This window comes from Streptomyces sp. NPDC102283 (assembly GCF_044766265.1).
Taxonomy (GTDB): Bacteria; Actinomycetota; Actinomycetes; order Streptomycetales; family Streptomycetaceae; genus Streptomyces.
On record NZ_JBIWLQ010000003.1, the window covers coordinates 312,534 to 339,149 of the forward strand.

The following is a 26,616-nucleotide window of genomic DNA, read 5'->3' on the forward strand; positions in this document are numbered from 1 at the left end:
TAAGTGCATGCTTAGTACGAGTTGCCCGGATGGGGGTACTCCCTGGTCATGACCACCCCTGCCTGTCTGTCACCATGGAGGCATGGGTCAGCCGGAAAGCCGGGAGAACCGCGAGACAGGCCAGTCCGAGCTTCCGCCGGGACAGCGACTGCAACGCGGATGGCCGGTCACCCACTACGGGCCCGTTCCCAAGTTCAAGCCCGACCGCTGGGAGTTCCGGGTCTTCGGGGCCACCGCGGACGGCGACAAGCACTGCTGGAACCACCAGGAGTTCTCCGCGCTGCCGTTCTCCTCGGTCGTCGCCGATCTGCACTGCGTGACGAAGTTCAGCATGCTGGGCGCCGAATGGGGCGGAATCCCCGCCCGTACGGTCCTCGAACTGGCACCGCCCGCCCCCGACGCCACCCATGTGATGGTCTGGGCCGAATACGGCTTCTCATCGAATCTGCGCCTCGACGACTTCGCCTCCGAGCACACGCTCTTCGCCACCCACAAGGACGGCGAACTCCTCACCGCCGAGCACGGCTTCCCGCTCCGCCTCGTGGTCCCGCACCTGTACGCCTGGAAGGGCCCGAAATGGGTCCGGGGCATCGAGTACATGACGGCGGACCGGCGCGGATTCTGGGAGGAGCGGGGCTACCACAACATCGGCGACCCCTGGGGCGAGCAGCGCTACTCCTATCAGGAGGAGCCCGGGGACGGCCCCGAGCTCTGAGGGCTGTCCCGCAGCTCCTTCAGCCGGGCCACGTCCGACGCGTGCCCCTCCTTGCCGCCGGGCGTCTCGATGATGAGCGGCACGCCTTCGGTCGCCGGATGCGCGAACAGCTCCCGGAAGGGCTCCACCCCGATGTGACCGGCGCCGATGTTCTCGTGCCGGTCCTTGTGGGCGCCCACGACGTCCTTGGAGTCATTGGCGTGGATCAGCTTGAGCCGCCCCGCCCCGACCGTGTCCACCAGCAGATCGAGGGTCTGCCGCATTCCCGAGGGGCCGGCCAGATCGTGCCCGGCGGCGTAGATGTGGCACGTGTCCAGGCAGATGCCCAGCTTCGGGTGGGAGTCCAGCGCCTCGAAGTACGGACCGAAGTCCCAGGTCCGCGAGCACAGCGAGAAGCCCTGGCCGGCCGTCGACTCCAGCAGCAGATCCGGGGAGTCGTCGTGGGTCAGCTCGTCCAGCAGCGGGCGCATGTGCTCGCGCACCTGGGCCAGCGCCTCGGCGCGCGGCCGTCCGCCGGTCGCCGAACCGGTGTGCACCACCACCCCCAGCGCGCCGATCTCGCGGGCCCGCCGCAGTGAGTGGCGCAGGGAATCCACGGACTTCTCGACCGTCGCCCCGGTGTGCGAGCCGAAATTGATCAGATACGGGGCGTGGACGTACGCCGGGATCGATTCCGCCGCGCACGCGGCCCGGAACAGCTCGTCCTGCGCCGGGTTCCCGGCGGGCGTGGCCCAGCCGCGCGGATTGGCAACGAAGACCTGCACGGTCTCCGCCGCCAGCCCCCGGGCGTACTCCAGGCCGATCTTGGCCAGACCGCCGGCCACCGGGACGTGTCCGCCCACCGGATTGCGCAGAGCGTGCATCTGGTTCTAGAACCCCTTGGTCTTGATCGTGATCGTGGACCCCTCGGGGGCCTGCTCGCCGCCGTCCACGGACTGGCTCGCGATCGTGTCGCTGAAGGAGAGGAACGGCCGGTCGACCTTCACGTCGAAGCCCGCCTCCTCCAGCGTGCTCCGCGCCTCGTCGACGTCCCGGCCGGTGACGTCCGGGACGTCCAGCATCCGGGGGCCCTTGGAGACGGTCAGCTCGATGGTGTCGCCCTCGGCGGCCTCGACGCCCTCGCCGGGGGACTGCTCGGCGACGGCGCCCTCGGCCTGGGCGGAGTGGACCCGGCCGGGCAGCACCTCGGCCTTCAGCCCCTCGGCCGCCAGCTCGGCGGCGGCCTCCTCGGCGGAGAGTCCGGTGACGTCCGGGACGTCGATCGGGGCGCCCTTGCTGACGACGAGCGCCACGGCCGTGTCCGGGTTGCGGTCGGTGCCCGCGCGGGGATCCGTGCGGATCACCTCGCCGCGGGCCACGTCCTCGCTGAACTCCCTGGTCACCATCCCGGGGACCAGGCCCACCTTCTTCAGGGAACGCCGGGCGTCCGCGAGGGAACGGCCCAGGACATCGGGCACCCGCACGATCTCCGGACCCCGCGAGACGACGAGCCTCACCGAGCCGTTGCCCCGGATCCGGTCGCCCGATGCGGGGTCGCTGCTGACGACGGAGCCCCGCTCGACGGTGTCGCTGAAGACCCGCTCCACGCCCTTGAGCCCGAGGCCCTCGTCGGAGAGCCGCTTCTCCGCCGTCTGCTGGGTCTGGCCCAGCAGCGAGGGGACCTGGGTGAACTGCCCGGAGTTGATGTACCAGACGCCCGTCCCGATGCCCAGCGTCAGCAGTACGGCGGTGAGCACCAAGATCAGCTTGCGGTGCGGCCCGCCGAACGGGCCGCGACGGCCGGTCCCGCGCCGGGGAGCGCCGGGTCCCGCGGGCGGCATCTCCAGCCGGCTGGTGCGGTGCACGCCGTCGCCGTCCGCCGGGAGGGCCCGCGGGATCACGCTCGTACGGTCGTCCGCGCCGTCGTGGGCATCGGACAGGGCCCCCGGCGGTACGGCGTCCAGCTCGGCGTCGGTCAGCGTGGCACGGGCCTCACGGGACTCGGCCAGCAGCAGCACCGCGTCGTGCGGGCGCACCTCGGGATTGCGTGCGGTCGCGCTCGCCACCAGGCTGTCCAGCGCGACCGGGAGCCCCGGTACGACGGCGGACGGGGCGGGGACGTCGGAGTTGAGGTGCCGGTAGATGACCTGGGCGGCGTTCTCGCCGGTGTGCGGCTTGGCGCCGGTCAGCATCTCGTAGAGCACGACCCCGCAGGCGTACACGTCGCTGCGGGTGTCGGCGCTGCCGTGCTCGATCTGCTCGGGGGCCAGGTAGGACACGGTGCCCAGCAGGGAGCCGGTCGTGTCGGTGGCCGTGCCGACCGCCCTGACCAGGCCGAAGTCGGCGACCTTCACCCGGCCGTCATCCCCTATCAGGACGTTCTCCGGCTTCATGTCACGGTGCACGAACCCGGCACGGTGCGCGGCGCCGAGCGCGGCGAGGACCGGCTCCAGGATGTCCAGCGCCGCCCGGGGCTGGAGGGCCCCGCGCTCGCGCAGCACGTCGCGCAGGGTGCAGCCCGCCACGTACTCCATCGCGAGATAGACGTACGCGCCCTCGGCGCCCTGGTCGAAGACCGCGACGACATTGGGATGCGCCAGGCGGGCCACCGACTTGGCCTCACGGATGAAGCGCTCGACGAACGAGACGTCGATGGCGAGCGCCGGGTGCATCACCTTGAGGGCGAGCACCCGGTCCAGGCGGGTGTCCACGGCCCGGTAGACCGTGGCCATCCCGCCGACGGCGATGCGCGCCTCAATGCGATACCGGCCGTCGAGCAGCTGCCCGACGAGAGGGTCCTGGAGGGTCGTGTCCACCCGGAGAGTCTACGAGCCGCCGCCGACACCCCGGACGGGCGAGGGCGTTCCCGGTGCCGTTCTGCCATTCAAGCCCCTCCGGCGATTGAGGAGCAGGGGGTCCGGGGGCGGCGCCCCCGGCCACGTACCGGCGCTCAGAACGCCGGACGCTCCGGGTCCAGCGCCGCCCGGCCGTCCACCGGCGAGGACGCCTCGGCGAAGTGGCGGCGCGGGATGCGGCCCGCCCGGTACGCCAGGCGCCCGCCCTCCACCGCGTGACGCATCGCACCCGCCATCAGCTCCGGTTCCTGGGCCCGGGTCACCGCCGAGGCGAGCATCACAGCGGCGCACCCCAACTCCATCGCCTGCGCCGCGTCCGATGCGGTTCCGGCCCCCGCGTCGAGGATCACCGGCACCCCGGCCCGCTCGACGATCAGCTCGAAGTTGTGCGGGTTGCGGATGCCGAGCCCGGAGCCGATGGGGGAGCCGAGCGGCATGATCGCCGCGCACCCCACGTCCTCCAGCTTCCGGGCCAGGACCGGGTCGTCGTTGGTGTAGGGCAGCACGATGAACCCGTCGTCGACCAGGACCTCCGCCGCGTCCAGCAGCTCGATCGGATCGGGCAGGAGGGTCCGCTCGTCGGCGACCACCTCCAGCTTCACCCAGTCGGTGCCGAGCGCCTCCCGGGCCAGCCGGGCGGTCAGCACCGCCTCGCCCGCGGTGAAGCAGCCGGCGGTGTTCGGCAGGACCTGGATGGAGAGCCGCTCCAGCACCGAGAGCACCGAACCATGCACGGTCGGGTCCAGCCGGCGCATCGCGACCGTGGTCAGCTCGGTGCCGGAGGCGATCAGCGAGCGCTCCAGCACCTCCAGGCTCGGGGCCCCGCCGGTGCCCATGATCAGGCGGGAGCCGTAGGTGGCGGGCCCCAGCGTGAAGACGTCGTCCGACATGGTCAGCCTCCCTGTACGGCGGTCAGGACCTCGACGCGGTCGCCCTCGCCGAGCGTGGTCGCGGCCCACCGGCCGCGCGGGACGACGCTCTCGTTGACGGCGGCGGCGACCCCGGAGCGGGCCGGGGTCAGCGTGGCGACGAGGGCGTCCAGGTCCGTCCCGGCGGGAACGGCGCGGACTTCGCCGTTCACCGAGACGGAGACGGTGGCGGCGGATTCCGGTACGGCGGGCTGCTGGGTCATACGGGCTGCTCCTGGAGTACGGGGGCGGCGGGTGCGAAACGCCCGGGGGCGAAGGGGCGGGCCGTCTCGGGCAGCTCGCCGGTGGTCAGGAGGTCGGCCATCGCGTCCCCGGTGACGGGCGTCAGCAGGACGCCGTTGCGGTGGTGGCCGGTGGCGAGCAGCAGACCGGGCAGGGCGGTCGGGCCGAGCAGCGGGGCGTTGTCGGGCGAGGCGGGACGCAGGCCGGCCCGGGTCTCGGTGAGCGGCAGCTCGGTGATGCCCGGCACCAGCTCGTGGGCGTCGCGCAGCAGCTCGTACACCCCGCCGGCGGTGACCGTGGTGTCCCAGCCCATCTCCTCGCTGGTCGCGCCGACGACCAGCTCGCCGTTCTCGCGCGGCACGAGGTAGAGGTGGCCGCCCCGGACCACGGCGCGCACGGTGCGGCTGAGGAAGGGGGCGTACGCCCGGGGCACGGTGAGCCGGAGCACCTGGCCCTTGACCGGGCGGACCGGCGGCACGAGCTCCGGCGGGAGCCCGGCGAGCCGGCCGCTGAGACTGCCCGCGGCGAGCACGACCTGATCGGCCGCGAACTCCGTGCCGTCGCCGAGCAGCGCCCCGGCGGCCCGGCCCCCGGCGACGGTGAGCCGCTCGGCGGTCGTCCGGCGGAACACGACCCCGGCCCGTTCGCACGCGGTCAACAGCGCCGCGGCGAGGCGGCGGGGATCCACCTGGTGGTCGCCGTCGACCCGGAGGCCGCCCCGGACGCCCGGGGCCAGCATCGGCTCCAGGCGGCGGCACTCACGGCCGCTCAGCCAGACCGACTCCAGGCCCGAACGCTCCTGGAGGGCGTGCAGTTCGCGCAGATGCGCCCGGTCGTCGGAGTCCAGCGCGACGGCGAGCGTGCCGCAGGTCCGGAAGCCGGTGCCCAGGCCGCTCGCCTCCTCCAGCTCGGCGACGAAGGAGGGATAGCGGGCGGCGGAGGCGAGGTTGAGCCCGAGCAGCATCTGCTCGCCGTAGTGCAGTTCGGTGACGGCGGCCAGCATGCCCGCCGCGACCCGGGCGGCGCCGCCGCCCGGGTCCGGGTCCGCGACCGTGACGCGCAGCCCCCGCTGGGCGGCCCGCCACGCCGTGACCAGGCCGATGATTCCGCCCCCGATGACGAGGACGTCGGATCCGGAGGTCTTCCCCGAGACGCGCATGAGTGTCCAGCCCCTCCCTTCGCCGGCATGACCCGGAGCAGGTTCGTACGGTCGGAGGCCGTCCAGCCTCCCTCTCAGCCCGGTGCGTCCGGGCTCCCGCGAGTGTTCTACCTTGGCCACCCTAAACCCCGCCGTCCCCCGGCCAGTAGAGGAGCAGCCACCATGGCCCGTTCGCTCGACGGACTCGTCCTGTCACCCGTCGCCGACCAGGCCCCGGGCCAGGTCGGCACCCGCACCCGCTTCACCTACCACGAGGTGGACGGCCGGATCTGGGCCGAGTACGCGGGCGGCGACGTGGTGCGCGGCCATCTCGTCGGCACCCGCGACGGGGACACGCTGGACTTCCGCTACGTGCAGCTCAAACAGGACGGAACGACCTCGTCCGGGCACTGCCTCTCCACGGTCGTCGACCTCGCCGACGGCCGGGTGCGGCTGGAGGAGCGGTGGGCCTGGGAGTCCCAGGAGGGCAGCGGCACCAGCGTGGTGGAACAGCTTCCTTCCTGAGCTCCTCCCCGAGGTCCCTGCCCCTCCATCCCCGCACCCCCCTGTCTGACGCTCCGTCAGTTGACTAAGGTGGACGGGTGAGCGAGCAGACGGAACAGCGGGCGGCACGGCAGGCACGGCACGTCGTGGTCGTCGGAGCGGGCATGGCGGGTGTGCAGAGCGCCGTGGCCCTGCGGGAGGCGGGCTTCACCGGGCCCGTCACCCTGATCGGCGCCGAACCCCACCAGCCCTACGACCGACCGCCGTTGTCCAAGGCCGTCCTGCTGGGCAAGGCCGAGGACTCCGCCTTCGACGTCGACTTCGAGGCGCTGGACATCACCCTGCGCCTCGGCCTGGCCGTCACCGCCCTGCGCGCCGCCGACCATGTGCTGGACACCGCCGACGGGCCGGTGTCCTACGACGCCCTGATCCTCGCGACCGGCGCGGAGCCGATGACCCTGCCCGGCGCCGAGGGCGTGCCCGGCGTCCACCTCCTGCGCACCCTCGACGACGCCGCCCGGCTGCGGCCCGTCCTGGACCGGCAGCACGACGTGGTCGTCGTCGGGGCGGGCTGGATCGGCGCGGAGTTCGCCACCGCCGCCCGCGCCGCGGGCTGCGCCGTCACCGTCGTCGAGGCCGCCGCCCGCCCGCTGGCGGGCACCCTGCCCGCCGAGGTGGCTGCCCCGATGGCCGCCTGGTACGCCGACAGCGGCGCCGAACTCCTCACCGGCGCCCGGGTCGACCGCGTCGAGGAGGGGACCGTCGTCCTCGCGGACGGCCGGGTCCTGCCCGCCGGGGCCGTCGTCGTCGGCATCGGCGCGCGCCCCGCCACCCGCTGGCTCGCCGGCTCCGGCGTCGCGCTCGGCCCGGACGGCTCGGTCACGGCCGACAGCGCGCTGCGCACCTCGCTGCCCGGCGTGTACGCGGTCGGGGACTGCGCCTCCTTCCCCTCCACCCGCTACGGGACACGCCTGCTGGTCCACCACTGGGACAACGCCCTCCAGGGCCCGCGCACCGCGGTCGCCGCGATCATGGCCGCCCGGAACGGGGGGCCGCTCCCCGTCCACGACCCCGTCCCGTACTTCTGGTCCGAGCAGTTCGGCCGCTTCGTGCAGTACGCCGGACACCACGCGGACGCCGACACCCTGGTGTGGCGCGGCGACGGGGCGGACGCCGCCTGGTCGGTGTGCTGGCTGCGCGACGGCGCGCTGGTGGCCGTGCTCGCCGTGGGCCGCCCGCGCGACCTCGCCCAGGGCCGCAGGCTCATCGAGTCGGGGGCCGTCCTCGACCCGGAGAAGGCGGCCGACCCCGCCGTACCGCTGAAGTCCGCCGCCCTGTGACGGACCCGGGGCCCGCCGGGCCGACCCCCGTACGGTCGGGCCCGGCTACCGGCTGTCGGTCCTGGATGGCACGCTTGTCCCTGTGACCGAGATTGACGCAAAGACCGATGCTCTCGTCCCCGCCTGGCTCCACCTTCCCGACATCGCGGAAATGCTCGATGTCCAGGTGACGCGCGTACGGCAGCTGGTCAGGGATGGCCAGCTGATCGCCGTACGCCGTGGTGAGAACCGGGCGCTCCAGGTGCCCGCCGCCTTCATCGACGGCGACAAGGTGGTCAAGGGCCTCGCCGGCACCCTGACCCTCCTGAGGGACGACGGCTATTCCGACGAAGAGATGCTGGAGTGGCTCTTCACTCCCGACCAGACCCTGCCCGGCACCCCCGCACAGGCGCTGAGCGAGAATCGCGGTACGGAGGTGAAGCGCCGCGCCCAGGCGCTCGCCGTCTGAACCGACACGACAGGAAGCGGAGCACGGGCCGCCCGGCGCGGCCCGTGCACCGTCACGACCACGAGGGAGTCCGCCCATGTCCACGCCTCGCGAGCAGCTGTCCGATGCCCGGCTCTATCTGTGCACGGACGCCCGCAAGCGGCAGGGTGATCTCCCCGCCTTCCTGGACGCCGTGCTCGCCGCCGGCGTCGACATCGTCCAGCTCCGGGACAAGGGCACGGAGGCCGCCGAGGAGCTGGAGCACCTCGCCGTGTTCGCCGACGCCTGCCGCCGGCACGGCAAGCTCCTCGCGGTGAACGACCGTGCCGACGTCGCCCACGCCATCGGCGCCGACGTCCTGCACCTCGGCCAGGGAGACCTGCCGGTCCCCGCCGCCCGGGCGATCATCGGCGCCGACCGGCTGATCGGCCGCTCCACGCACGCAGAGGCGGAGGTCGACGCGGCGCTCGCCCAGGACGGTGTGGACTACTTCTGCACCGGCCCCTGCTGGCCCACCCCCACCAAGCCCGGCCGCCACGCCCCCGGCCTCGACCTCGTGCGTTACACCGCCTCCCTCGGCGGGTCGCGGCCCTGGTTCGCGATCGGCGGGATCGACGCGGGCAATCTGGACCAGGTGCTGGACGCCGGAGCCCGCCGCGTCGTCGTCGTCCGGGCCATCACCGAGGCCGACGATCCCGCCGCCGCCACCGCCGCCCTCGCCCGACGCGTCAGGGCCCGCGCGCTCTGATGTGCCGCGAGCCGACCGGCGGGCCGGCCCGCTTGCCGGCTCACCTGTCGGGCCGCGTGCCGATGCGAGGTATCTCGGGCATCTGTCCGAGGGATGGACAACAGTCCGGCAAAACGAGACAAAATCTGCTGCCCTGGTTGGGGGAGCGTCCACCCCCTGGTTAACCTCCCCTTATGGCCCTTGGCACACCCTCCACCAGGACGGATCACGCGCGTACCGTGCGTGACCTGCTGGCGACCGGCAAGACGTCGTACTCCTTCGAGTTCTGGGCGCCCAAGACGGAGAAGGGCGAACGGAACCTCTGGAACGCGCTCCGCCGCGTCGAGGCGGTCCGCCCGAGCTTCGTCTCCGTGACGTACGGCGCGGGCGGCTCCACCCGTGCCGGGACGGTCCGGGCCACCCAGCAGATCGCCGCCGACTCCACCCTCACCCCGGTCGCCCACCTCACCGCGGTGAACCACTCCGTCGCCGAAATGCGCAACATGATCGGGCAGTACGCCGACGCGGGCATCAGGAACATCCTCGCGGTCCGCGGCGACCCGCCGGGCGACCCGATGGGCGAGTGGGTCGAGCACCCGCAGGGGGTGAAGTACGCCGCCGACCTCGTCCGCCTCATCAAGGAGTCGGGCGACTTCTGCGTCGGTGTGGCGGCATTTCCCGAAATGCACCCCCGGTCGTCCGACTGGGAGACGGACATCGGTCATTTCGTGGACAAGTGCCGGGCCGGCGCGGATTACGCGATCACCCAGATGTTCTTCCGCCCGGAGGATTATCTGCGGATGCGTGACCGTGTGGTCGCCGCGGGTTGCGAAACGCCGGTGATCCCCGAGGTCATGCCCCTTACCAGTGTGAAGCAGTTGGAAAAGTTCTCCCAGCTCAGCAACGCGACCGTGCCCGCGTCGTTGAAAGAGCGCATCCTCGCGGCCAAGGACGATCCAGCCGCTGTACGCTCCATTGGCATCGAGTTCGCAACGGAGTTCTGCGCGAAGCTGCTGTCCGAGGGTGTGCCCGGACTGCACTTCATCACGCTCAACAACTCGACGGCTACGCTCGAAATCTACGAAAAACTCGGACTGCACAAGCAGTCGTGACCGGTCGTACCCGCCGCCGAAGCGGCTACGGCCGAAGGAGGGGGCGGGCGTGGGCTGGACGGTCCTCTACATCGCTTTCGGTCTGGTGGCCCTGTGGCTGCTCGGCGAGGTGCTGCTGCAGTACAAGGCACGACTGCGCTGGCGACTCCTCGCCTTCGCCGGCTTCCTCGGCGTGGTGGTCGGGGTACTGCTCGCCTCCGTTCCGGTCATCGTCGTCGGGACGCTCGCCTTCGCCACCGGCCAGACCTTCGTGACGCTGTCCTTCCGGCGTGGCTTCTCCACCGGCTGGGCCATAGGCGGCAGCCCGGGCGAGAGCCGCCGCCGCAGGGGCGGCGAGGGCGCCGCCGTGAAGGAACCCACGCTGGAGGTCTCGGACCTGGAGGTCGCCGGACCCGGGTTCGACCAGCCCCCGGCCGCCCCGCCCGCACAGTCCGTCTACGAACCGCAGCCCCTGCCCGACGACACCGGCCAGTACGGCGTCTACGGGAACCGGAGCCATGACGCGAACGGCGGTGCCCGCCAGGACCACGGCCACGAGGCCGATCCCTCGGCCCAGCCGCAGTACGCCGCGTACGACCCGTACACCGGCTACGAACAGCCCCCGGCCCAGGACCCCTACGCCGGGACCTACGACTACGGCACCGGCCCGCAGAGCTACGCCGCCTACTCCGATCCGTACATCGGCACCACCAACGGGGACCCCTCCTACGGCGGTTACGACGACTACGGCCAAGGCGACGGCTACGACAGCCAGGGCGGTCAGCAGGGCCACCCCGACCCCTACACCCAGGGCTACGTCGCGGACACTCCGCCCGGCGGCGTCTGGGTCCCGCAGCAGCGCGACACCGAGCAGTACCCCCCGATGCCGCCGGAGCAGCCGGCTACGCCCGCTCCCTACGGCAACGGCAACGGCTACGACACCGGCCAGAACGAGCAGTACCGCTACTGACGCCGCGCCGCTGCCGGGGGGGCGGGCCCGTCGGCAGCGGCACACGGGCCCGCTCCCGCTTCTGCTCCTGCTCAGCGTGAGCCGCGGAAGTCGTCGCCCTCCACGATCAGCCCGGCCACCAGCGTCCCCGACATCCCGGCGTGCGCCAGCCCGCCGCCCGGGTGCGACCAGCCGCCCGCGAGATACAGCCCCGGCAGCCGCGTGAGGTTGCCCGGATGCAGATACGCGCCCCCGGCCCCGGCCAGCGAGGGCGGCGGCACCGCACCACCCTCGGCACCCGTCTCGGCCTCGGTCTCCGCGGGCGTGCGGACCTCGGTGTGCAGGATCCGCTCCCGCAGCCCGGGAACGGCCGCCGCCGCCCGCTCCACCAGGACATCGGCGAAGCGCCGCCGCACCTCGGCGTCGCGCCAGTCGACCGGTCCCTGCGGAGCCACCGTGGCGGTCAGCGTCACCGCCTCGTGCTCCGCGTCCGGGCGGGTCGCCGGATCGTCGGGGCGCAGCACCGTCACCGTGGGGTGCCCGGCGACCCGCCCCCCGAACACCGCCTCCTGCTCCGCCGCCCCGTCGGTGCCGTGCACCACGGTCCGGTGCGCCGTGTCCGCCTCCCGGGCCCCGCGCAGCGACAGCAGAACCGTGAACCGGCCCGCCGCGCCCGCGCCGGAGCCCGGCCGGACCGTCACATCGCCCGCGCCCCAGGGCTGCTGACCCGGCACCAGCCCCGGGCGCGGCCGGACGCCGAGCACCACCCGGTCGGCCTCGGCCACCTCACCGTCCGCAAGCTCCACGCCCGCCGCCCGGCCGTCCTTCTCGACGACCCGGACCACCTCGGCGCCGAAGACGAACCGCACCCTGCGGGCCACGCACCGCTCGTACACCGCCCGCGCCAGCTCGCGCATCCCGCCCATCACGTACCAGCTGCCGAAGGTCTGCTCCATGTACGGCAGCAGCGCGGCGCTCGCGGGGGCGGTGCGCGGGTCGAGCCCGTGGGACAGCGCGTACCCGTCGAGCAGGGCGGCGAGCCGCGCGTCCGCCAGCTCCCACGCGCCGATCTCCGCGACCGTGCCCGCCTGCCGGGAGCCGCGCAGCAGCCGGCGCTGCCGCACCGCCGGATACGGATCGCGCCCCAGCACCCGGTGGTCCGCCCGCAGGGGCTCCTCCAGGAGAGGCCTCCGCGACCGGTCCCAGGCATCCCGGGCCCGGTCCATGAAGTCGCTCCAGCGTGCCCCGGCACCCGTGCCGAGGGCGTCGTCGAGGGCGGTGGCGACCCCGGCCCGGGAGGCGTTGGGCAGGGACACGGCCGTGCCGTCCGCGAAGAGATGGCGGCTCGCCGGATCGACCTGCGTCAGGGTCACGGACCGCTCCAGCGACTCCTTGCCGGTCTTCACGAAGAGGTCCCGCTGGACGGCGGGGAGGTGCAGCAGCCCGGGCCCGGTGTCGAAGACGAAGCCCTCGTGCTCATGGCGGCCGACCGAACCGCCGTAGCTCGCGGACCGCTCGTAGACCGTCACCCGCTCGCCCGCCACGGCGAGCCGGGCGGCCGCCGCCATCGCGCCCGTCCCGGCGCCGATTACCGCAATTCGTGCCATGCCGGTGACTTTATCGACCGGCGCCGACAGCTCAGTCGGGAGGCCAGTGCCCGCCCGTGCCGGCCAGGCGTTTCTCCTCGCGGCGCTGGGCCCGGCGGCGCAGGAAGCGGCGGATCCGCGAGGCGAGGAAGAGCACGGTGACGATGCCGAACACCAGCAGCACGGCCGCGATCACGGCAGCCGCCACCGGGTTGAATATGGCGAACGTGATGACTCCGGCGACCCCGAGGTCCTCGGCGATGCTCATCCCGACGTTGCTGAAGGGCTCCGGGGAGGTGTTGACGGCCATTCGCGTGCCGGCCTTCACCAGATGGCTCATCAGCGCCGTGGACCCGCCGATCGCGCCGGCCGCCAGCTCCGGCAGCGAACCGCTCTCCCCGGCCAGCAGCGCGGCGATCACCGCCCCGGTCACCGGCCGGATCACGGTGTGCGCGGTGTCCCAGACCGAGTCCACGTAGGGGATCTTGTCCGCCACCGCCTCGCAGAGGAACAGCACACCGGCCACGATCAGGACGTCCGTGCGCTGCAAGGCGGCGGGCACCTCGTCGGAGACGCCGGTCGCGCCGAACAGGCCGAGCAGCAGGACCACCGCGTACGCGTTGATCCCGCTCGCCCAGCCGCTTGTGAACACCAGGGGGATTACCGACACGCAGGCGATCGTAACGACCCCGCGCGGGACCCGGGTGGGGTTCGGCACGGAGCCCTGAGTATCCGTACTCAGGGACGGAGATGAGTAGCTACGCGGATAGGCCCCCACCTGCGGGGACGGCAGAGTGATGACCACGGAAGGGGCGCTGCGCCAGGACCGCCGGCACGGGGCGGCGGAACAGTGGGGTTCCCCCGACGCAACGGGGGTGCACGACGGGGGCCCGGGGACCACGGGGGACATACGGGGTCACGGGGAACGGGTTTCCGGAAGCACGGAAGACGCCGGTCCGGTGGGGTTCGCGGGGGATGCGAACTTCACCGGCCGGCGTCTTCGGCTTTCCCGGCACGTTTCCTGACCCGGCACGTTTCCTGCCCCGGTACGTTTCCGGACCCGGCGCCCCGGACCCGGAGTGCCCGGCGGGTCTCAGTGGCCGCTGACCCGCCCGTGCAGCAGCAGCGACAGCGCCGAATGGACCTCGTCGATCGAGCGCTCCGGCTGGAATGCCTGCCAGTCCAGCGCCGCCACCAGCACCATCCCGACCAGTGCGGCCGCCGTCAGCGGGATGTCGATCTCCTCGCTCAGCTCACCGCTGCCCACGGCCTCCCGCAGCACGTCCTCGACGACCGCGACGGCCTCCTGACGTACCACCAGCAGCGTGGACTGCCAGGCGCGGTTGGTGCGCCACAGCTCGGCCACGTACAGCTGGGTGAAGGCCGGGTAGCGGTCGATGAAGGCGAGCCCGGCCCGGATCATCGCGTCCAGCGCCTCGACCCGGGTGCCGCCGCGCTCCTCGGACTCCTCGGCCGCGGCCCGCAGCGAGGCCGTGAGCAGCCCCACGCCGTGCCGGAGCAACTCCTCGAACAGCTCGGTCTTGCTCTTGAAGTTGTAATAGACCGTGCCCTTGGCGACCCCGGCCCGCTCGGCGATCTCGTCGACGGTGGTCGCCGAGAAACCCTTCTCGGCGATGAGCGTCACCGCCGCCTCGTAGAGCTTCTGCCGGGTGGCCTGGCGGCGCGTGGTGCCACTGCTTTCCATGAGTCCGATTCTTCCAGGCCCCGCCGTGCTCACGGACGCGGCTCCGGGCGCGCTCACAGGCTCAGCTCCGGGTGCAGCCTGCTCAGGCTCCACACCTGCTTGCGGCGGGCGGTGAACGCGGTCAGGGCCAGCGCGCCGACGGTGAAGGCCCCCAGCACCGCGCAGCCCAGCCACACCGGGCCGAGAGAGCCGCCCGTGATCAGCCTGCGCAGCCCCTCGACGACGTACGTCATGGGGAGGTACGGATGGATCGCGCCGAAGAAGCCGGGGCTGGTCTGGACGGGGTACGTGCCCCCGGCCGAGGTCAGCTGGAGCATCAGCACCACCAGCACCAGGATCCGCCCGGCGGCCCCGAAGCAGGCGTTCAGCCACTGCACGATCGCGGCGAAGCAGCAGGTCACCAGCGCCAGGAAGCCGATCGTTCCGGCGGCGTTGGTCATCTGGAGGCCGAGGCCCCAGTGCAGGACGGCCATCAGGGCGCCGACCTGGAGCGTGCCGATGGCGGCGACCGGGAGCCAGCCGGCGAGCGCGATCCGCCACGAGGACGCCCCGGCGGCGAGCGCCCGCTTGTTGAGCGGCTGGATCAGCATGTACGCCACCATCGCGCCGACCCACAGGGACAGCGGGATGAAGTACGGGGCGAAGCCGGTGCCGTAGTTGGGGGCCGCGTGCAGCGCCTTGGACGCCAACTGGACGGGGTCGGCCATGACGTCGGTCCGCGCGTCGCGGTCCTTCTTGTCGTAGTCCGGGATCTTGTCGACGCCGTCGTTGAGGCCCCTGGCCAGCTCGGTCGAGCCGTCGCCGAGCCGGAAGAGCCCGCCGTCCAGATTCTCCGCACCGGTCTTCAGCTTGCCGACACCGGTGTCCAGATCGGTGGAGCCGGTCTGCGCGCCACCGAGTCCGGTGTGCAGCGCCTGGGCGCCCTTGGCGACCTTCCGTGCACCGGTGTTCAGCTCATTGACCTTGGCCACGGCCGACGCCAGGTCGTCGTCCAGCGTCGGCGCGCGCTTCGCGAGGTCGTCGGCCTGCTTCTGGAAGGCGGTCAGCTGGGTGCTCAGCTTCTTCAGGTCGCCGTTCTGGTTGGTGACCAGCGTGTTCACATCGGCGGCGATCTTGGCGACGTCGACGGCGGTGACCTTCGCGCGCTCCAGCGGGGGGCAGACCGCGGCGTCGGGCTCCTCGGCCTCCTCGCACCGGGTGCGGTGGATCTCGGTCAGCTCGGCGGCCGCCTCCTCGGCGCCGACGGCGGCGGTGGGCGCGCTCTTCACCAGCAGGTCGAGGTTGTGCCGTACGGCCCCGGAGGTGTCGGCGACGAGGCGGGCCGTGTCGCGGATGGACTTCCCGTTGTCCCGGAAGAAGGGGCGCACGTCATCGGCGATCCCGTTGACCTTGTCGGCCAGGACCTGGGTACCTCCGGCGACCTGGGCGGAGCCCGTGGCGAGATCGCGCGAGCCCTGGTTCAGCTTGACGATGCCGTCGGAGAGCTTCTTGCTGCCCGCCTTGGAGTCCTTGAGACCGTCCGCGAGGTCCTTGGAACCCTGCTTCGCCTTCGAGATGCCGCCCTTGAGGTCGTCGGCGCCCTTCGCCGCCTCGGCGGTCTTGTCGTGCAGATCGGAGAAGTTGATGAAGATGCGGTCGAGGAAGCCCCGGGAGGCGTTGGTGGAGGCGGCGTTGCGCACCTCTGCGAAGACCGTCCTGGAGATCTGCCCGACGATGTAGTTGTTCGCGTCGTTCGTCCGCACCTGGAGCGCGCCGGTCTCGGGGGAGTCCCCGCCGCTGGACGCGATCTTCCCGCTGAAGTCCGACGGCATCGTCAGCGAGAGGTAGTACGTACCCTCCTCGACGCCCTTCTCGGCCTCGGCGGAGCTCACCTCGTGCCAGTCGAACACCTTGGAGTCGAGCAGCTTCTCGCTGATCTCGTCCCCGGCGGCGACGCGCTTGCCGTCGTCGGTGGCCCCCTTGTCGTCGTTGACCAGGGCGACGGGCAGCTTGTCGAGCTTCCCGTACGGGTCCCAGAAGGAGTACAGGTACAGGGCGCCGTAGAGCAGCGGCAGGAGCAGCAGGGCCACCAGCGCGGCGGCCGGCAGCCTTCCCCGCCCGAACCGCTTCAACTCGAGCGCGGCCAGCTTCGGGCTACGCATCGCCCGTCTCCTCATCGGTGGTGGGTTCCTCGGTGACGGGCGCGGTACGCACGACCGGGGTGTCCTCGGGGGCCTCGCTGCACACGGCGAGCACGGTCGTCCCGGCGTCGGCCACGGAGCGCAGCAACTCCCAGGCCCGGTCGCGTTCGGCGGCCGGGAGCTTGAGGTCGGTGTCGTCGACGGCGAGCAGTCGCGGCTCGCCGATCAGCGCCAGCGCCACGGACAGCCGCAGCGCCTCCAGGCGCTCCAGATCCCGCACGGAGGTGCGTCCCGCCTTGGGCAGCGTGGCGAGGTCGAGGCCCGCGGCGTCGAGGGCCTTGTCGACCCGGGCGGCCGCCACGGCCCGGCGTTCGGCCCGTGGGCGCAGGAGGGCGCGCAGGGAGGCGCCGTAGCGGCCCTGGAGGAGGGCGCGTTCGTTCAGGTGCTCGGCGACCGTGAAGGCCGGGTCCAGCTCACTGACCGCCGGGACCGGACCCAGGGCGGCGATCCTGCGGACGGCGGCGGCCTGCTCGGGCAGTCGCAGACCGCCGGTCCGCGCGTGGCCCTCGGTGGTGCGCATCCGGCCGGTCAGGGCGAGCAGCAGACAGGTGCGGCCCGATCCCGACGGTCCCTCGACGGCCACCAGCGACCCTGGCTCGGCACTGAACGTCACGTTCCGGAAGACCCAGCCGCGTGGTCCCTCCAGTCCGAAGTCCTCGGCGGCGACAGCCGCGCCGTGCGGGCTCTCCACAGACCCTCCCCTTTTTGCACTGACCGGTCAGTGCAAAAAGGTAGTCCGAACTCGCGCTCGAAGCAAAACACCAGGTCAAAGACGCATCGAGGTCGATTGTCAGTGGGGCCCGCCACCATGGACACAGACGGCCACGAAGCCGTCACACGACGACAGGAGGTTCGTCATGGCCAGCTCGTCCGCAGCCGCCGCCCCGCGGCGCCGCGCAGGCAGCCCTGCCCCCTCACTGACCGGTCCGGCCGGCGATGTCCACCCCGTGCTGCGCCGCAGCACGGCGCCGCCCGCCGCTCTCGAACTGCTCGCCAAGGCCCGCTCCGGCCTCGAAGAGGCCGCCGTGCTCCACGAGCCGAACGAGCGGTACGCCACCGCGCACCTCGCCGCCCTGCGCACCGCGGCGGCCGTGCTCGCCGCCCGAGGCCGCCCCGAGACGAACAAGCGCCGCCGTGAACGCATCCGCAGTGCCTGGGAGGTCCTCCCGGAGACAGCACCGGAACTGACCGAATGGAGCGCCCTCTTCGCCGCGGGCGCCGAGCGCCGGGCCCGCGCGGAGGCCGGCATGCCGGGAGCCGCCAGCGGGCGCGACGCCGACGACCTGCTGCGCGACGCGGCCATGTTCCTGCGCCTGGTGGAACGGCTCCTGGTCCTCCAGCCGGTGCTCCCGCAACCGCGACCGGAGCGGCCCGGCGGCGGGTGACCGGGGCCCGGCGCCGGACCGGTGCCCGCCGGGCGACGGCGCCGGGCCGACGCCGGGCCCCGGTCCGGCGGTGCGAGGCAATAGGGTGGTGACCGCTCACCTCACCACCCGCACTGTTCACGCTCCGCCGTCCCCGGCGGCACGTTGCCGAGGAGTCATCTGCCGTGTCGGACCAGCCGCGCCCCCGCGCCTCCCTCCGTACCGCCGTGGTCTGGGAGGTCCTCAAGGAGGCTCTGGACCGTCAGGCCAAGGCGACCGGCAGGGACGCCCTGGATGTCCTGGACACCGGCGGCGGCACCGGTAACTTCGCCGTGCCCGCGGCCCGGCTCGGCCACCGGGTCACCGTCGTCGACCCCAGCCCCAACGCGCTCTTCGCGCTGGAGCGCCGCGCGGCCGAGGCCGGGGTAGCCGACCGGGTCCGGGGCGTGCAGGGCGACATCCTCGGGCTGTTCGACGTCGTGGAGCGCGACGGCTTCGACGCGGTGCTCTGCCACGGCGTCCTGGAGTACGTCGACGAGCCCGCCGCCGGCGTGCGCAACGCGGTCGAGGCGCTGCGGCCCTCCGGTGCGCTCAGCCTGCTGGCCGCCGGCCTGGGCGGAGCCGTCCTGGCCCGCGCGCTCGCCGGTCACTTCACGGAGGCCCGGCATGCGCTCACCGACCCGGCCGGCCGCTGGGGCGAGGGCGATCCGGTGCCCCGCAGGTTCACCGCCGAGCAGCTCTCCGACCTGGTCTCCTCGGCCGGTCTGGAGATCGCCGCGGTGCACGGCGTGCGGGTCTTCGCCGACCTCGTGCCGGGCGTGCTGGTGGACACCGAGCCCGGCGCCGTGGAGGCGCTCCTCAAGCTCGAAGCGGCCGTCGCCGAGCAGCCCGCGTTCCACTCCGTCGCCACCCAGCTCCACGTTCTGGGCGAGAAGCACCGCTGATCAGCAACGCAAGCGCGGACGGAGTGGGACTCAGGACCCCCGTAAGGGGCGTACGCCCCGTATGATCGGGTGACACCATCCGGCATGACGGATCGGTCGTCGGGGAATCTACGCCTCAACAGCCGAGCCGACACAGCGGTCCGGACTGGCTGAGCGCTAGAGGGCGGGTTTCACGGGGGCGAATCCCTGCCTATCCTGGAAGGGCCGCATACCGGTCGCCCCCGCGGCCGACGACGAGGAGGATCCCGTGCCGCTCTCGGAGCACGAGCAGCGCATGCTCGAGCAGATGGAGCGAGCGCTGTACGCCGAAGATCCCAAGTTCGCGACAGCGCTCGAGGGAAGCGGACTGCGTACGTACACCCGGAAAAGGGTCTACCAGGCGGTCGCTGGCTTCCTGGTGGGTATCGCGCTCCTCATGGCCGGAATGGTCGCCCAGCAGATCTGGATCAGCGTGGTGGGGTTCCTCGTCATGCTCGGCTGTGCCGTGCTCGCGGTCACCGGATGGCGCAAGGCGCCCAAGCCCGGTGAACAACAGCCGGCCGCCGCAGGCGGCGGGGACAGCGGCGCAGGCCGCCGACCGAGACAACGCCGGTCGATGATGAACCGCATCGAGCAGCGGTGGCAGCGCCGCCGCGACGAACAGGGTCAGTAGACGCCTTCGCCCTGGTCCTCTCCGCAGGGTCGGGCTGAGGCACGTGACACCGATGGGTGAGGGGCGGCCGCGTTTTCCGCGGCCGCCCCTCAGCCGTTGCCCCACGGCGCCCATGACTCGACCACGCCGCCGGCCTTGGCGCGACAGTGAGAAGCCTCCGGCCCCTGCCCTTCCCAGGGCCGGGGCCGGAGGCTTCAGTCGTGGGTCGCCCCCCGACCGCCTCAGCCGTGCTGACGCGTGAGGCGGCGCAGCCGGGCCGTCCAGCGGCCGGCTCCCGGTCGGCTCTCCCATCGCTCCGCGAGCGCGGTCCGGCGCTCCGTGAGGGCCCACACCACCCGGACGGACGATCGGGGGAGAAGCGTCGCCCGCAGCCGGGTGGAGCGGCCGGCCGATGTCCGCAGACCCGCCCGTACGGCCAGCGCGGCCTCGGCCAGCCCGGCCGCGGGACGCGGCTCGGGGGCGTACAGCACCTGCTCCACCGAGCCCGCGATCCGGTGCACCGCCTCGGCCGCGGTGGTGTCGAGGCGGCCCAGCCGCACGATCCTGGCCGCCGCCTTCCGGGGCGTCAGCGACTCGTCGGGCGCGACGCCGTGGTCCCAGGCCGTGTCGGTGACCTCCCGCCAGGCGGCCAGCGTCCGCGCCGCGGCGGCCTCGGGCGTCCGTCCCCCGGATCCCAGCCGGCGATTCCGCGTCCGGATCCGCCACAGCAGCGGAGACACCACCACCGCCGCCACCAGCAGGACCGCCGCGTGAACCACCAGCAGCACCTTCCAGAGAGGAGTGCCCCGGTCGGTCGGCAGTGCCGCACCCGGCTCCTGCGAGGGACCGCACCCGCCTTCCTGGCGCAACTGCGGCGGGCAGCTGTCCTCGGCGGAGGGCGCCGCGGACGGCTCGGCGGAGGTGCCCGCGGAGGGCTGGGCCGCGTCGCTCGCGCTGTCCGTGGGGACCTCGGGCCGGGTCCACGAGGGAGTGCTGCCCCGACTGGGGGTGGGCTCGAACCGGGTCCACCCGACCCCCTCGAAATACAGCTCGGGCCAGGCGTGCGCGTCGCGCAGCCCGACCGAGATCGCTCCGTCCGTCTTCATGGTGCCCGGGGTGAAGCCCACCGCCACCCGGGCCGGGATGCCCAGCGTCCGGGCCATCGCGGCCATCGAGAACGAGAAGTGGACGCAGAAGCCCTCCTTGTCGCGGAGGAACCGGGCGATGGCGGACGACCCCGTCCCCGAGGTGACCGTCGTGTCGTAGGTGAAGCCGCCGTCGGACGCGAACCAGTCCTGGAGCTTGACGGCCTGCTCGTAGGCGTTGGACGAGCCTTCGGTGACCTGCTCGGCGGTCTCGGCGACCACGTTCGGCAGGGAGCCGGGGACTTGGGTGTACTCACGGACCAGCTCCTGGGGCGGCGGACCCGCGGCCGCGAGCTGGTCCGCCGTGGGTTCGACGACCAGGCTGCCGACCTCGTAGCTCGCGCCGCGCGTGGTCTGCCCGTCGTCACCGACCAGCGTGCGGCCCTCGGGCTCGTACCGCCAGCGGCCGCCGACGCGGACCTCGCTGGCCGGGTAGGGGAGCGGCAGATAGGTCTGCTGGTAGGAGCGCGATGCGGAGATGTTCGTCCGGACCTCGGTGACGGAGACGTCCCTGCCAAGACCCGTGGGCTGCGGGAGGCGGTCGGGAACGTCCGTCAGCCGTCGGGTGGAGGAGCGCCACTCGCTGCCGTTGAACTCGTCCAGGGCCAGGATCCGGAGATAGAGGCTCTGCGGGTCCTCGATGTTGCTGCGGTACGTCATCACCTCCCGGTTGTCCGGCTGGTTGAGGTTGTTCTGGAGCGAGACCAGCGGATTCACCGCGGAGATGGTGCCGCCGCCGCTGCCCTTGCCGTTCCCCGGGCCGTCGCCGTCCAGCAGGCCGCTGTCCAGGGCGGGCAGGGTCAGAGGGGCCACCAGGGCGATGCCGAGCGCCAGCACGCCGATCCGCCGCCCGGTCCGCACGGGGGAGGAGCCACCGCCCACCCCGGCCAGTCCGTCGGCCAGACCTCCCGAAGTCCGTGAGGCGCCGCCGAAGACGCGGCCCCACTGGGAGAGCCGGTCCCGGCCCTCCGCCAGCAGGAGCAGCAGATAGCCGGAGGCGGCCAGCAGGAACCACAGCCAGCTCGCCCCGCCGTCGGAGAGACCGGCCGCGACCGAATACAGGGCGAGGAGGGGCAGTCCGGCCGGGGCCGCGCTGCGGAAGGTCACCGCCAGGGCGTCGACCACGAGGCCGATCAGGACCACCCCGCCGACCACCATCAGCTTGATGCCGTCGGTCATCGGCGCCGGGATGGCGTACGTGCCGACGTCCTCCCCGCCCTCCACCAGCAGCTCACCGAGCCGCATGAGGGCCCCCGGCCCGGGCAGCACTCCGAACAGGGCGTGGTCCCGGACGAAGACCAGCGTCAGCAGCAGCAGGGTGACCAGTGTCTGGACGCCGACGGTCAGCGTCCTCGCCAGCGGAACCCGGCGCGCGAGGGCGCCCACCCCGCTCTGGACGCCGAGCAGCACCGCCGCCTGCGCCAGCCAGCCGACCCCCTCCACCAACGGGATCAGCGCCCCCGACGCCAGCAGCGTCGCCGCATAGGCGCACAGCGCCAGCCTGGCCCGCCCGCTCATGACCATCCCCCCGTGAAACCTGTCGCGCCGCCGCCCGTGGCCGACGGCGAATCCGTGCGCATCCCGCCCGCCCGCTGCCACAGCGCGGGCAGTTCGGCCCCGGGCTCCACGGGGACCGCGACCCAGCCCGACTCGCGCAGCCGTCGCAGCCGATCCTCGGCCCGTCTCGCCGTGTCCTCGTCGCCGGCCCAGACGGAGCTGTCCAGGACGAAGGCGACCCCGGCCCCGGCCCGCTGCCGCATCCGGGCCGCGACCGCGGCCTGTTCCTCGTCCAGATCGCCGAAGAAGGCGATGAGCAGGCCCTCGTTGCCGCCGCGCAGCACGTCATGGGCGCGCGAGAGTCCCCCGCCGTCGGAGTGGCCGACCACCGCGAGTGTGTCGAGCATCAGGCCCGCCGAGTCCGCGGACTCCTGGGTAGAGCCCGCGAAACCGCCCGATCCTTCGCCGGGCACCGCGTTCCCGTCGTCCGTGAGCAGCCGTACGGCGAAGCCGCGCTCCAGCATGTGCACGAGTACGGAGGCCGCCCCCGAGACCGCCCACTCGAACGCCGAGTCGGGCCCGGCGCCCTGATACCCGATCTCCCGGGTGTCCAGCAGGACGGTGCACCTGGCCCGCTGCGGCTGTTCCTCACGGCGCACCATCAGCTCGCCGTGGCGGGCGGTGGAGCGCCAGTGGACGCGGCGCAGGTCGTCGCCGTGCCGGTAGCCGCGCGGAATGATGTCGTCCTCACCGGCCAGCGCGAGGGACCGCTGCCGCCCGTCGCCGTATCCGGAGGCCTCGCCCGCCAGCCGCAGTACGGGCAGCGGCACCGTGCGCGGGATGACGACGAGGGTGTCGTACGCGCTGAAGGAGCGGGTCAGCTCGCACATCCCGAACGGGTCGCTGAGCCGCAGCTGCAACGGGCCCAGCGGATAGCGGCCGCGCAGGTCGGAGCGGACCCGGTAGGACACCTCGCGCCGGCCGGCCGCCTCCACCCGGTCCAGGACGAAGCGGGGGCGCGGGCCGAGGACGTACGGAACACGGTCCTGGAGCATCAGCAGTCCGGTGGGCAGCCGGGAGACGTTCTCCATCCGCAGGTGCACCCGGGCCTCCGCGCCCGCGGGCACGCGCGACGGTGAGAGCCGCCGGGTGCCCGTCACCCGGTAGCGGGTGCGGTAGAGCACGGTCACGCAGACCAGGGGCAGCACGGCCAGCAGCAGCCCGACCCGCAGCAGATCGCCCTGGCCCAGGACGTAGGCGCAGACGGCGGCGGCGAGACCGGCGGCCAGGAACGAGCGTCCCCGGGTGGTCAGTCCGCCCAGGGCCGCCCGGAGGCCGCCCTTCCGGTCGCCGTCCTCCACGGCGCCGGGCTCGCCGGCCGCCATCACAGCCGCCGTGCCCCGGGCTGCTGCTGGTGGTACAGCGGGCGGCCCGGCTCCTGCCCGACCGGCGAGGGCGGCGCGGTGCCGTCGGCCGAGGTCGGTACGGGAGTGCGCTGGATGATCTCCAGGACCACCTGCTCGGCCGTGCGGCGGTTCAGTTGGGCCTGGGCGGTGGGCAGCAGCCGGTGCGCGAGCACCGGGGTCGCCAGCGCCTGGACGTCGTCCGGCAGAGCGTAGTCACGCCCGCTGAGCGCGGCCGAGGCCTTCGCGGCGCGCAGCAGGTGCAGCGTCGCGCGCGGGGAGGCGCCGAGTCTGAGGTCGGGGTGGCTGCGGGTGGCCCCGACGAGCTCCACGGCGTAGCGCCGCACGGCGTCGGCGACGTGCACCGTACGGACGGCGTCGATCAGCTTCACGATGTCGTGGGCGTGGGCCACCGGCTGGAGGTCGTCCAGCGGGGAGATCCCCCCGTGCACGTCGAGCATCTGGAGCTCGGCCTCCGGGCTGGGATAGCCGATGGAGACCCGGGCCATGAAGCGGTCGCGCTGGGCCTCGGGCAGCGGGTAGGTGCCCTCCATCTCCACCGGGTTCTGGGTGGCCACCACCATGAAGGGGTCGGGCAGCTCGTAGGAGTGCCCGTCGATGGTGACCTGGCGCTCCTCCATCGACTCCAGCAGCGCCGACTGCGTCTTCGGCGAGGCGCGGTTGATCTCGTCGCCGATCACGATCTGGGCGAAGATGGCGCCCGGCTTGAACTCGAAGTCCCGCCGCTGCTGGTCGAAGATCGACACACCGGTGATGTCCGAGGGCAGCAGGTCCGGTGTGAACTGGATCCGTCGCACCGAACAGTCGATGGACCGCGCCAGCGCCTTGGCCAGCATGGTCTTGCCGACACCGGGGACGTCCTCGATGAGGAGATGCCCCTCGGCGAGGAGCACGGTCAGCGATAGCCGTACGACCTCGGGCTTGCCCTCGATCACACTCTCCACCGACCTGCGCACCCGCTCTGCTGTGGTGGTCAGATCCGTGAGGCTCGCTCGATCGTCATAGGTCGTCACCCGGCCCTCCTCGGCCCTTTTGCGCAGGGGCCGTCGCGCGTACCCGCGCGGCCCACCCCGAAAAATCGGACACTCCGCCGGAAGGCCCGGGGATGTCACACCCGCATTCTTGTTGCCGTTACCGCTTCGTGTCACTCGCCTGTGGATAAGTGGGTGTGAAATGTCAGCGTCTGTCGCGATTTCGGCACCGTGAGGCGCGGTGATGCGTGCGTGAGGTGCGGCGGGAGGGCAGGGAAGGGAGGCGAGCGCGTTCAGGAAACGGAGTGGATCTCGCGCAGCAGGCCGGTGGTCACGTCGAAGACGAACCCGCGCACGTCGTCGGTGTGGAGCAGGAACGGCGAGGTGCGCACCCGCTGCATCGACTGGCGCACGTCCTGGTCGGCGTCCGAGTAGGCCTCCACCGCCCAGACCGGACGCTGGCCCACCTCGCGCTCCAGCTCCTGCCGGAAGTCCTCGGTGAGGGACTCCAGGCCGCAGTTGGTGTGGTGGATGAGGACCACGCTGCGGGTGCCGAGGGCCCGCTGGCTGATGGTCAGCGAGCGGATCACGTCGTCGGTGACCACGCCGCCGGCGTTGCGGATGGTGTGGCAGTCGCCGAGCTCCAGGCCGAGCGCCGCGTGCAGGTCGAGGCGGGCGTCCATGCAGGCGACCACGGCGACCTGGAGGACGGGGCGCGCGTCCATGCCCGGATCGCGGAAGTCCTTCGCGTACCCGGCGTTCAGTGCGACGAGCCGGTCGGTGACCTGGCCCCCCTCGCGGACCGCCGCAGCGGTGGACGTCACGGACTCGGCGGGAGAGTGAGCAGAAGTCGACATGGATACGACGTTAGCCTTCCCACCTGGCACAGGCGTGTTGTGAGAGCGGACAAAGAACGCCAACTCGGCTTGTTGTGAGCTAACCCACAGGACTCGCAGGGATGCACCCGTTCGGGTGAGTTCTCCGCATCCGGACGGGTGGCGCGACTCGCTGCCCGGTTCGTTGATCGCGAATCGATCGAATGGCAGGGTGGACTAAAGTAACGCGAAGTCACCGACCACGTCCGTACCCACTGCACCATCGCACCCCGCACCTCCTGCATATTCCGTATTTCCCCCGTGATGTGCGGCGTACGTGCGACCCGGCCCTCTCCCGCTCTCGGTCGGCCGACGCCTCTTCCCCGGCGCCGGCGAACCTCCCCTTCAGAGCGGGCGGGGACCAGGACGTACGTGCCGGCCGCGGGACAGAGCCTGAGAGGGCGCCTTGAGCCAGACCCGACACGTCCCCGTGATGCTCCAGAGGTGTCTGGACCTGCTGGCCCCGGCTCTCCAGGACCCGGCCCACCCGGAGCCCGTGGTCGTCGACTGCACCCTCGGCCTCGGCGGCCACAGCGAGGCGCTGCTCGCCTCCTTCCCCACCGCCCGGCTGATCGCCCTGGACCGCGACAAGGAGGCGCTCCGCCTCTCCGGTGAACGGCTCGCCCCCTACGGCGACCGCGCCACCCTCGTCCACGCGGTCTACGACGAACTCCCCGAGGTCCTCGCGCGGCTCGGGATCCCGAAGGTCCAGGGCGTGCTGTTCGACCTCGGCGTCTCCTCCATGCAACTGGACGAGGCCGACCGCGGGTTCGCGTACGCCCAGGACGCCCCGCTCGACATGCGGATGGACCAGAGCACCGGCATGGGCGCCGCCGAGGTGCTCAACACCTACCCGCCCGGCGAACTGGTCCGGATCCTGCGCGCGTACGGCGAGGAGAAGCAGGCCAAGCGGATCGTCTCCGCCGTCGTGCGCGAGCGCGAGAAGGAGCCGTTCAGCAACAGCGCCCGGCTCGTCGAGCTGATCCGTGACGCGCTGCCGCAGGCCGCCAAGCGCACCGGCGGCAACCCCGCGAAGCGGACCTTCCAGGCCCTGCGCATCGAGGTCAACGGCGAGCTGAGCGTCCTGGAACGGGCCATTCCGGCCGCCGTCCAGTGCCTCGACGTCGGCGGCCGCATCGCCGTGCTGTCCTACCACTCGCTGGAGGACCGGCTGGTCAAGCAGGTCTTCGCGGCCGGCGCCGCCAACACCGCGCCCCCCGGACTGCCCGTCGTCCCCGAGCGCTACCAGCCCCGGCTGAAGCAGCTCACCCGGGGCGCCGAGCTGCCCACCGAGGAGGAGGTCGCCGAGAACCGGCGCGCCGCCCCGGCCCGGCTGCGCGGCGCCCAGCGCATCCGCGCGGAGGAGCGATGAGCGCCCGGCGTCGTCCGACGCGAGACGGTCGCCCGACGCCGGGCGA

Annotated in this window: 25 protein-coding genes and 1 riboswitch; of the genes, 11 read left to right on the forward strand and 14 right to left on the reverse strand. The window is 72.7% G+C overall.

The genetic code is table 11. From position 1 onward, the window contains the following. The first annotated feature begins 82 nt into the window (after positions 1-82). A complete protein-coding gene (locus ACIRJT_RS08200; protein WP_403906096.1) occupies positions 83-715 on the forward strand; it encodes a sulfite oxidase-like oxidoreductase in 633 nt (210 codons plus the stop codon). On the opposite strand, the gene ACIRJT_RS08205 is transcribed toward ACIRJT_RS08200, so the two are convergent. The 5 genes from ACIRJT_RS08205 to thiO form a co-directional block, all read right to left on the reverse strand. Continuing rightward, positions 682-1,578 carry a deoxyribonuclease IV gene (locus ACIRJT_RS08205; protein ID WP_403906099.1) on the reverse strand — a complete coding sequence of 299 codons (897 nt, stop codon included), beginning with the start codon at positions 1,576-1,578 and terminating at the stop codon, positions 682-684. The genes ACIRJT_RS08200 and ACIRJT_RS08205 overlap by 34 nt on opposite strands. Positions 1,579-1,584: 6 nt before the next feature. Beyond that, entirely contained in the window at positions 1,585-3,510 is a 1,926-nt protein-coding gene (gene pknB / locus ACIRJT_RS08210; protein ID WP_403906102.1) for a Stk1 family PASTA domain-containing Ser/Thr kinase, read from the reverse strand. 134 nt (positions 3,511-3,644) lie between these two features. Further along, on the reverse strand, positions 3,645-4,439 hold the full coding sequence (locus ACIRJT_RS08215) for a thiazole synthase (protein ID WP_403906104.1): 795 nt from the start codon (positions 4,437-4,439) through the stop codon (positions 3,645-3,647). A gap of 2 nt (positions 4,440-4,441) precedes the next feature. Next, entirely contained in the window at positions 4,442-4,681 is a 240-nt protein-coding gene (thiS, locus tag ACIRJT_RS08220; protein WP_403906107.1) for a sulfur carrier protein ThiS, read from the reverse strand. Continuing rightward, on the reverse strand, positions 4,678-5,859 hold the full coding sequence (gene thiO / locus ACIRJT_RS08225) for a glycine oxidase ThiO (RefSeq protein ID WP_403906109.1): 1,182 nt from the start codon (positions 5,857-5,859) through the stop codon (positions 4,678-4,680). The genes thiS and thiO overlap by 4 nt, the downstream gene beginning before the upstream one ends. Continuing rightward, a riboswitch (TPP riboswitch) is annotated at positions 5,857-5,969 on the reverse strand. It overlaps the preceding gene by 3 nt. A gap of 52 nt (positions 5,970-6,021) precedes the next feature. Here thiO and ACIRJT_RS08230 point away from each other — a divergent pair. The 6 genes from ACIRJT_RS08230 to ACIRJT_RS08255 all read left to right on the forward strand — a co-directional run bounded on the left by ACIRJT_RS08230 (position 6,022) and on the right by ACIRJT_RS08255 (position 10,897). After that, positions 6,022-6,363, forward strand: a complete 342-nt coding sequence (locus tag ACIRJT_RS08230) for a hypothetical protein (protein WP_403906112.1) — start codon at positions 6,022-6,024, stop codon at positions 6,361-6,363. Between the two features lie 77 nt (positions 6,364-6,440). Continuing rightward, on the forward strand, positions 6,441-7,682 hold the full coding sequence (locus tag ACIRJT_RS08235; RefSeq protein ID WP_403906114.1) for an NAD(P)/FAD-dependent oxidoreductase: 1,242 nt from the start codon (positions 6,441-6,443) through the stop codon (positions 7,680-7,682). 82 nt (positions 7,683-7,764) lie between these two features. Beyond that, positions 7,765-8,130: an Rv2175c family DNA-binding protein gene (locus tag ACIRJT_RS08240; RefSeq protein WP_403906117.1), complete on the forward strand. Its 366-nt coding sequence runs from the start codon at positions 7,765-7,767 to the stop codon at positions 8,128-8,130. A gap of 76 nt (positions 8,131-8,206) precedes the next feature. Further along, positions 8,207-8,857 (forward strand): thiamine phosphate synthase, encoded by a 651-nt coding sequence (gene thiE / locus ACIRJT_RS08245; protein ID WP_403906119.1) that lies wholly within the window; start codon positions 8,207-8,209, stop codon positions 8,855-8,857. A gap of 173 nt (positions 8,858-9,030) precedes the next feature. Further along, positions 9,031-9,948, forward strand: coding sequence for a methylenetetrahydrofolate reductase [NAD(P)H] (gene metF / locus ACIRJT_RS08250; RefSeq protein ID WP_403906122.1), 918 nt, complete (start codon positions 9,031-9,033; stop codon positions 9,946-9,948). 49 nt (positions 9,949-9,997) lie between these two features. Beyond that, positions 9,998-10,897, forward strand: a complete 900-nt coding sequence (locus ACIRJT_RS08255; protein ID WP_403906124.1) for a hypothetical protein — start codon at positions 9,998-10,000, stop codon at positions 10,895-10,897. Between the two features lie 71 nt (positions 10,898-10,968). Here ACIRJT_RS08255 and ACIRJT_RS08260 read toward each other — a convergent pair whose 3' ends face one another. The 5 genes from ACIRJT_RS08260 to ACIRJT_RS08280 form a co-directional block, all read right to left on the reverse strand. After that, the gene (locus ACIRJT_RS08260; protein ID WP_403906127.1) at positions 10,969-12,483 is read right to left on the reverse strand and encodes a phytoene desaturase family protein; all 1,515 of its coding nucleotides are present in this window, start codon (positions 12,481-12,483) and stop codon (positions 10,969-10,971) included. A gap of 31 nt (positions 12,484-12,514) precedes the next feature. Beyond that, the gene (locus tag ACIRJT_RS08265; protein ID WP_403906130.1) at positions 12,515-13,132 is read right to left on the reverse strand and encodes a DUF4126 domain-containing protein; all 618 of its coding nucleotides are present in this window, start codon (positions 13,130-13,132) and stop codon (positions 12,515-12,517) included. Positions 13,133-13,555: 423 nt separating this feature from the next. Next, positions 13,556-14,167 carry a TetR/AcrR family transcriptional regulator gene (locus ACIRJT_RS08270; RefSeq protein ID WP_371622967.1) on the reverse strand — a complete coding sequence of 204 codons (612 nt, stop codon included), beginning with the start codon at positions 14,165-14,167 and terminating at the stop codon, positions 13,556-13,558. A 53-nt stretch (positions 14,168-14,220) separates the two neighbouring features. Then, positions 14,221-16,308, reverse strand: a complete 2,088-nt coding sequence (locus ACIRJT_RS08275) for a YhgE/Pip family protein (RefSeq protein ID WP_403906134.1) — start codon at positions 16,306-16,308, stop codon at positions 14,221-14,223. Continuing rightward, positions 16,301-17,038 carry an ATP-binding cassette domain-containing protein gene (locus tag ACIRJT_RS08280; protein WP_403906137.1) on the reverse strand — a complete coding sequence of 246 codons (738 nt, stop codon included), beginning with the start codon at positions 17,036-17,038 and terminating at the stop codon, positions 16,301-16,303. The genes ACIRJT_RS08275 and ACIRJT_RS08280 overlap by 8 nt, the downstream gene beginning before the upstream one ends. A gap of 166 nt (positions 17,039-17,204) precedes the next feature. Here ACIRJT_RS08280 and ACIRJT_RS08285 point away from each other — a divergent pair, with 166 nt between their 5' ends. The 3 genes from ACIRJT_RS08285 (at position 17,205) to ACIRJT_RS08295 (ending at position 19,307) form a co-directional block, all read left to right on the forward strand. Then, entirely contained in the window at positions 17,205-17,732 is a 528-nt protein-coding gene (locus tag ACIRJT_RS08285; RefSeq protein WP_403906140.1) for an SAV_6107 family HEPN domain-containing protein, read from the forward strand. A 164-nt stretch (positions 17,733-17,896) separates the two neighbouring features. Beyond that, a complete protein-coding gene (locus tag ACIRJT_RS08290; protein WP_403906142.1) occupies positions 17,897-18,655 on the forward strand; it encodes a methyltransferase in 759 nt (252 codons plus the stop codon). 247 nt (positions 18,656-18,902) lie between these two features. Then, positions 18,903-19,307: a DUF3040 domain-containing protein gene (locus tag ACIRJT_RS08295; protein WP_107411057.1), complete on the forward strand. Its 405-nt coding sequence runs from the start codon at positions 18,903-18,905 to the stop codon at positions 19,305-19,307. 221 nt (positions 19,308-19,528) lie between these two features. On the opposite strand, the gene ACIRJT_RS08300 is transcribed toward ACIRJT_RS08295, so the two are convergent. The 4 genes from ACIRJT_RS08300 to ACIRJT_RS08315 form a co-directional block, all read right to left on the reverse strand. Further along, a complete protein-coding gene (locus tag ACIRJT_RS08300) occupies positions 19,529-21,949 on the reverse strand; it encodes a DUF3488 and DUF4129 domain-containing transglutaminase family protein (protein ID WP_403906145.1) in 2,421 nt (806 codons plus the stop codon). Continuing rightward, positions 21,946-23,313: a DUF58 domain-containing protein gene (locus tag ACIRJT_RS08305; protein ID WP_403906148.1), complete on the reverse strand. Its 1,368-nt coding sequence runs from the start codon at positions 23,311-23,313 to the stop codon at positions 21,946-21,948. The genes ACIRJT_RS08300 and ACIRJT_RS08305 overlap by 4 nt, the downstream gene beginning before the upstream one ends. Further along, positions 23,313-24,365: an AAA family ATPase gene (locus ACIRJT_RS08310; RefSeq protein ID WP_403906150.1), complete on the reverse strand. Its 1,053-nt coding sequence runs from the start codon at positions 24,363-24,365 to the stop codon at positions 23,313-23,315. Before ACIRJT_RS08310 ends, ACIRJT_RS08305 begins: the two co-directional genes overlap by 1 nt. A gap of 251 nt (positions 24,366-24,616) precedes the next feature. Next, the gene (locus ACIRJT_RS08315) at positions 24,617-25,180 is read right to left on the reverse strand and encodes a carbonic anhydrase (RefSeq protein ID WP_251145170.1); all 564 of its coding nucleotides are present in this window, start codon (positions 25,178-25,180) and stop codon (positions 24,617-24,619) included. A 424-nt stretch (positions 25,181-25,604) separates the two neighbouring features. Here ACIRJT_RS08315 and rsmH point away from each other — a divergent pair, with 424 nt between their 5' ends. Further along, positions 25,605-26,570 (forward strand): 16S rRNA (cytosine(1402)-N(4))-methyltransferase RsmH, encoded by a 966-nt coding sequence (rsmH, locus tag ACIRJT_RS08320; protein WP_050358054.1) that lies wholly within the window; start codon positions 25,605-25,607, stop codon positions 26,568-26,570. Positions 26,571-26,616: the final 46 nt, after the last annotated feature.

Coding starts and splice junctions, on each gene's coding strand:
- ACIRJT_RS08275 (WP_403906134.1), bottom strand. CDS start 16,308: ATGCGTAGCCCGAAGCTGGCCGCGCTCGAGTTGAAGCGGTTCGGGCGG.
- thiE (WP_403906119.1), top strand. CDS start 8,207: ATGTCCACGCCTCGCGAGCAGCTGTCCGATGCCCGGCTCTATCTGTGC.
- ACIRJT_RS08260 (WP_403906127.1), bottom strand. CDS start 12,483: ATGGCACGAATTGCGGTAATCGGCGCCGGGACGGGCGCGATGGCGGCG.
- thiS (WP_403906107.1), bottom strand. CDS start 4,681: ATGACCCAGCAGCCCGCCGTACCGGAATCCGCCGCCACCGTCTCCGTC.
- thiO (WP_403906109.1), bottom strand. CDS start 5,859: ATGCGCGTCTCGGGGAAGACCTCCGGATCCGACGTCCTCGTCATCGGG.
- ACIRJT_RS08215 (WP_403906104.1), bottom strand. CDS start 4,439: ATGTCGGACGACGTCTTCACGCTGGGGCCCGCCACCTACGGCTCCCGC.
- ACIRJT_RS08285 (WP_403906140.1), top strand. CDS start 17,205: ATGGCCAGCTCGTCCGCAGCCGCCGCCCCGCGGCGCCGCGCAGGCAGC.
- ACIRJT_RS08230 (WP_403906112.1), top strand. CDS start 6,022: ATGGCCCGTTCGCTCGACGGACTCGTCCTGTCACCCGTCGCCGACCAG.
- ACIRJT_RS08205 (WP_403906099.1), bottom strand. CDS start 1,578: ATGCACGCTCTGCGCAATCCGGTGGGCGGACACGTCCCGGTGGCCGGC.
- metF (WP_403906122.1), top strand. CDS start 9,031: ATGGCCCTTGGCACACCCTCCACCAGGACGGATCACGCGCGTACCGTG.
- ACIRJT_RS08315 (WP_251145170.1), bottom strand. CDS start 25,180: ATGTCGACTTCTGCTCACTCTCCCGCCGAGTCCGTGACGTCCACCGCT.
- ACIRJT_RS08300 (WP_403906145.1), bottom strand. CDS start 21,949: ATGAGCGGGCGGGCCAGGCTGGCGCTGTGCGCCTATGCGGCGACGCTG.
- ACIRJT_RS08270 (WP_371622967.1), bottom strand. CDS start 14,167: ATGGAAAGCAGTGGCACCACGCGCCGCCAGGCCACCCGGCAGAAGCTC.
- ACIRJT_RS08305 (WP_403906148.1), bottom strand. CDS start 23,313: ATGGCGGCCGGCGAGCCCGGCGCCGTGGAGGACGGCGACCGGAAGGGC.
- ACIRJT_RS08200 (WP_403906096.1), top strand. CDS start 83: ATGGGTCAGCCGGAAAGCCGGGAGAACCGCGAGACAGGCCAGTCCGAG.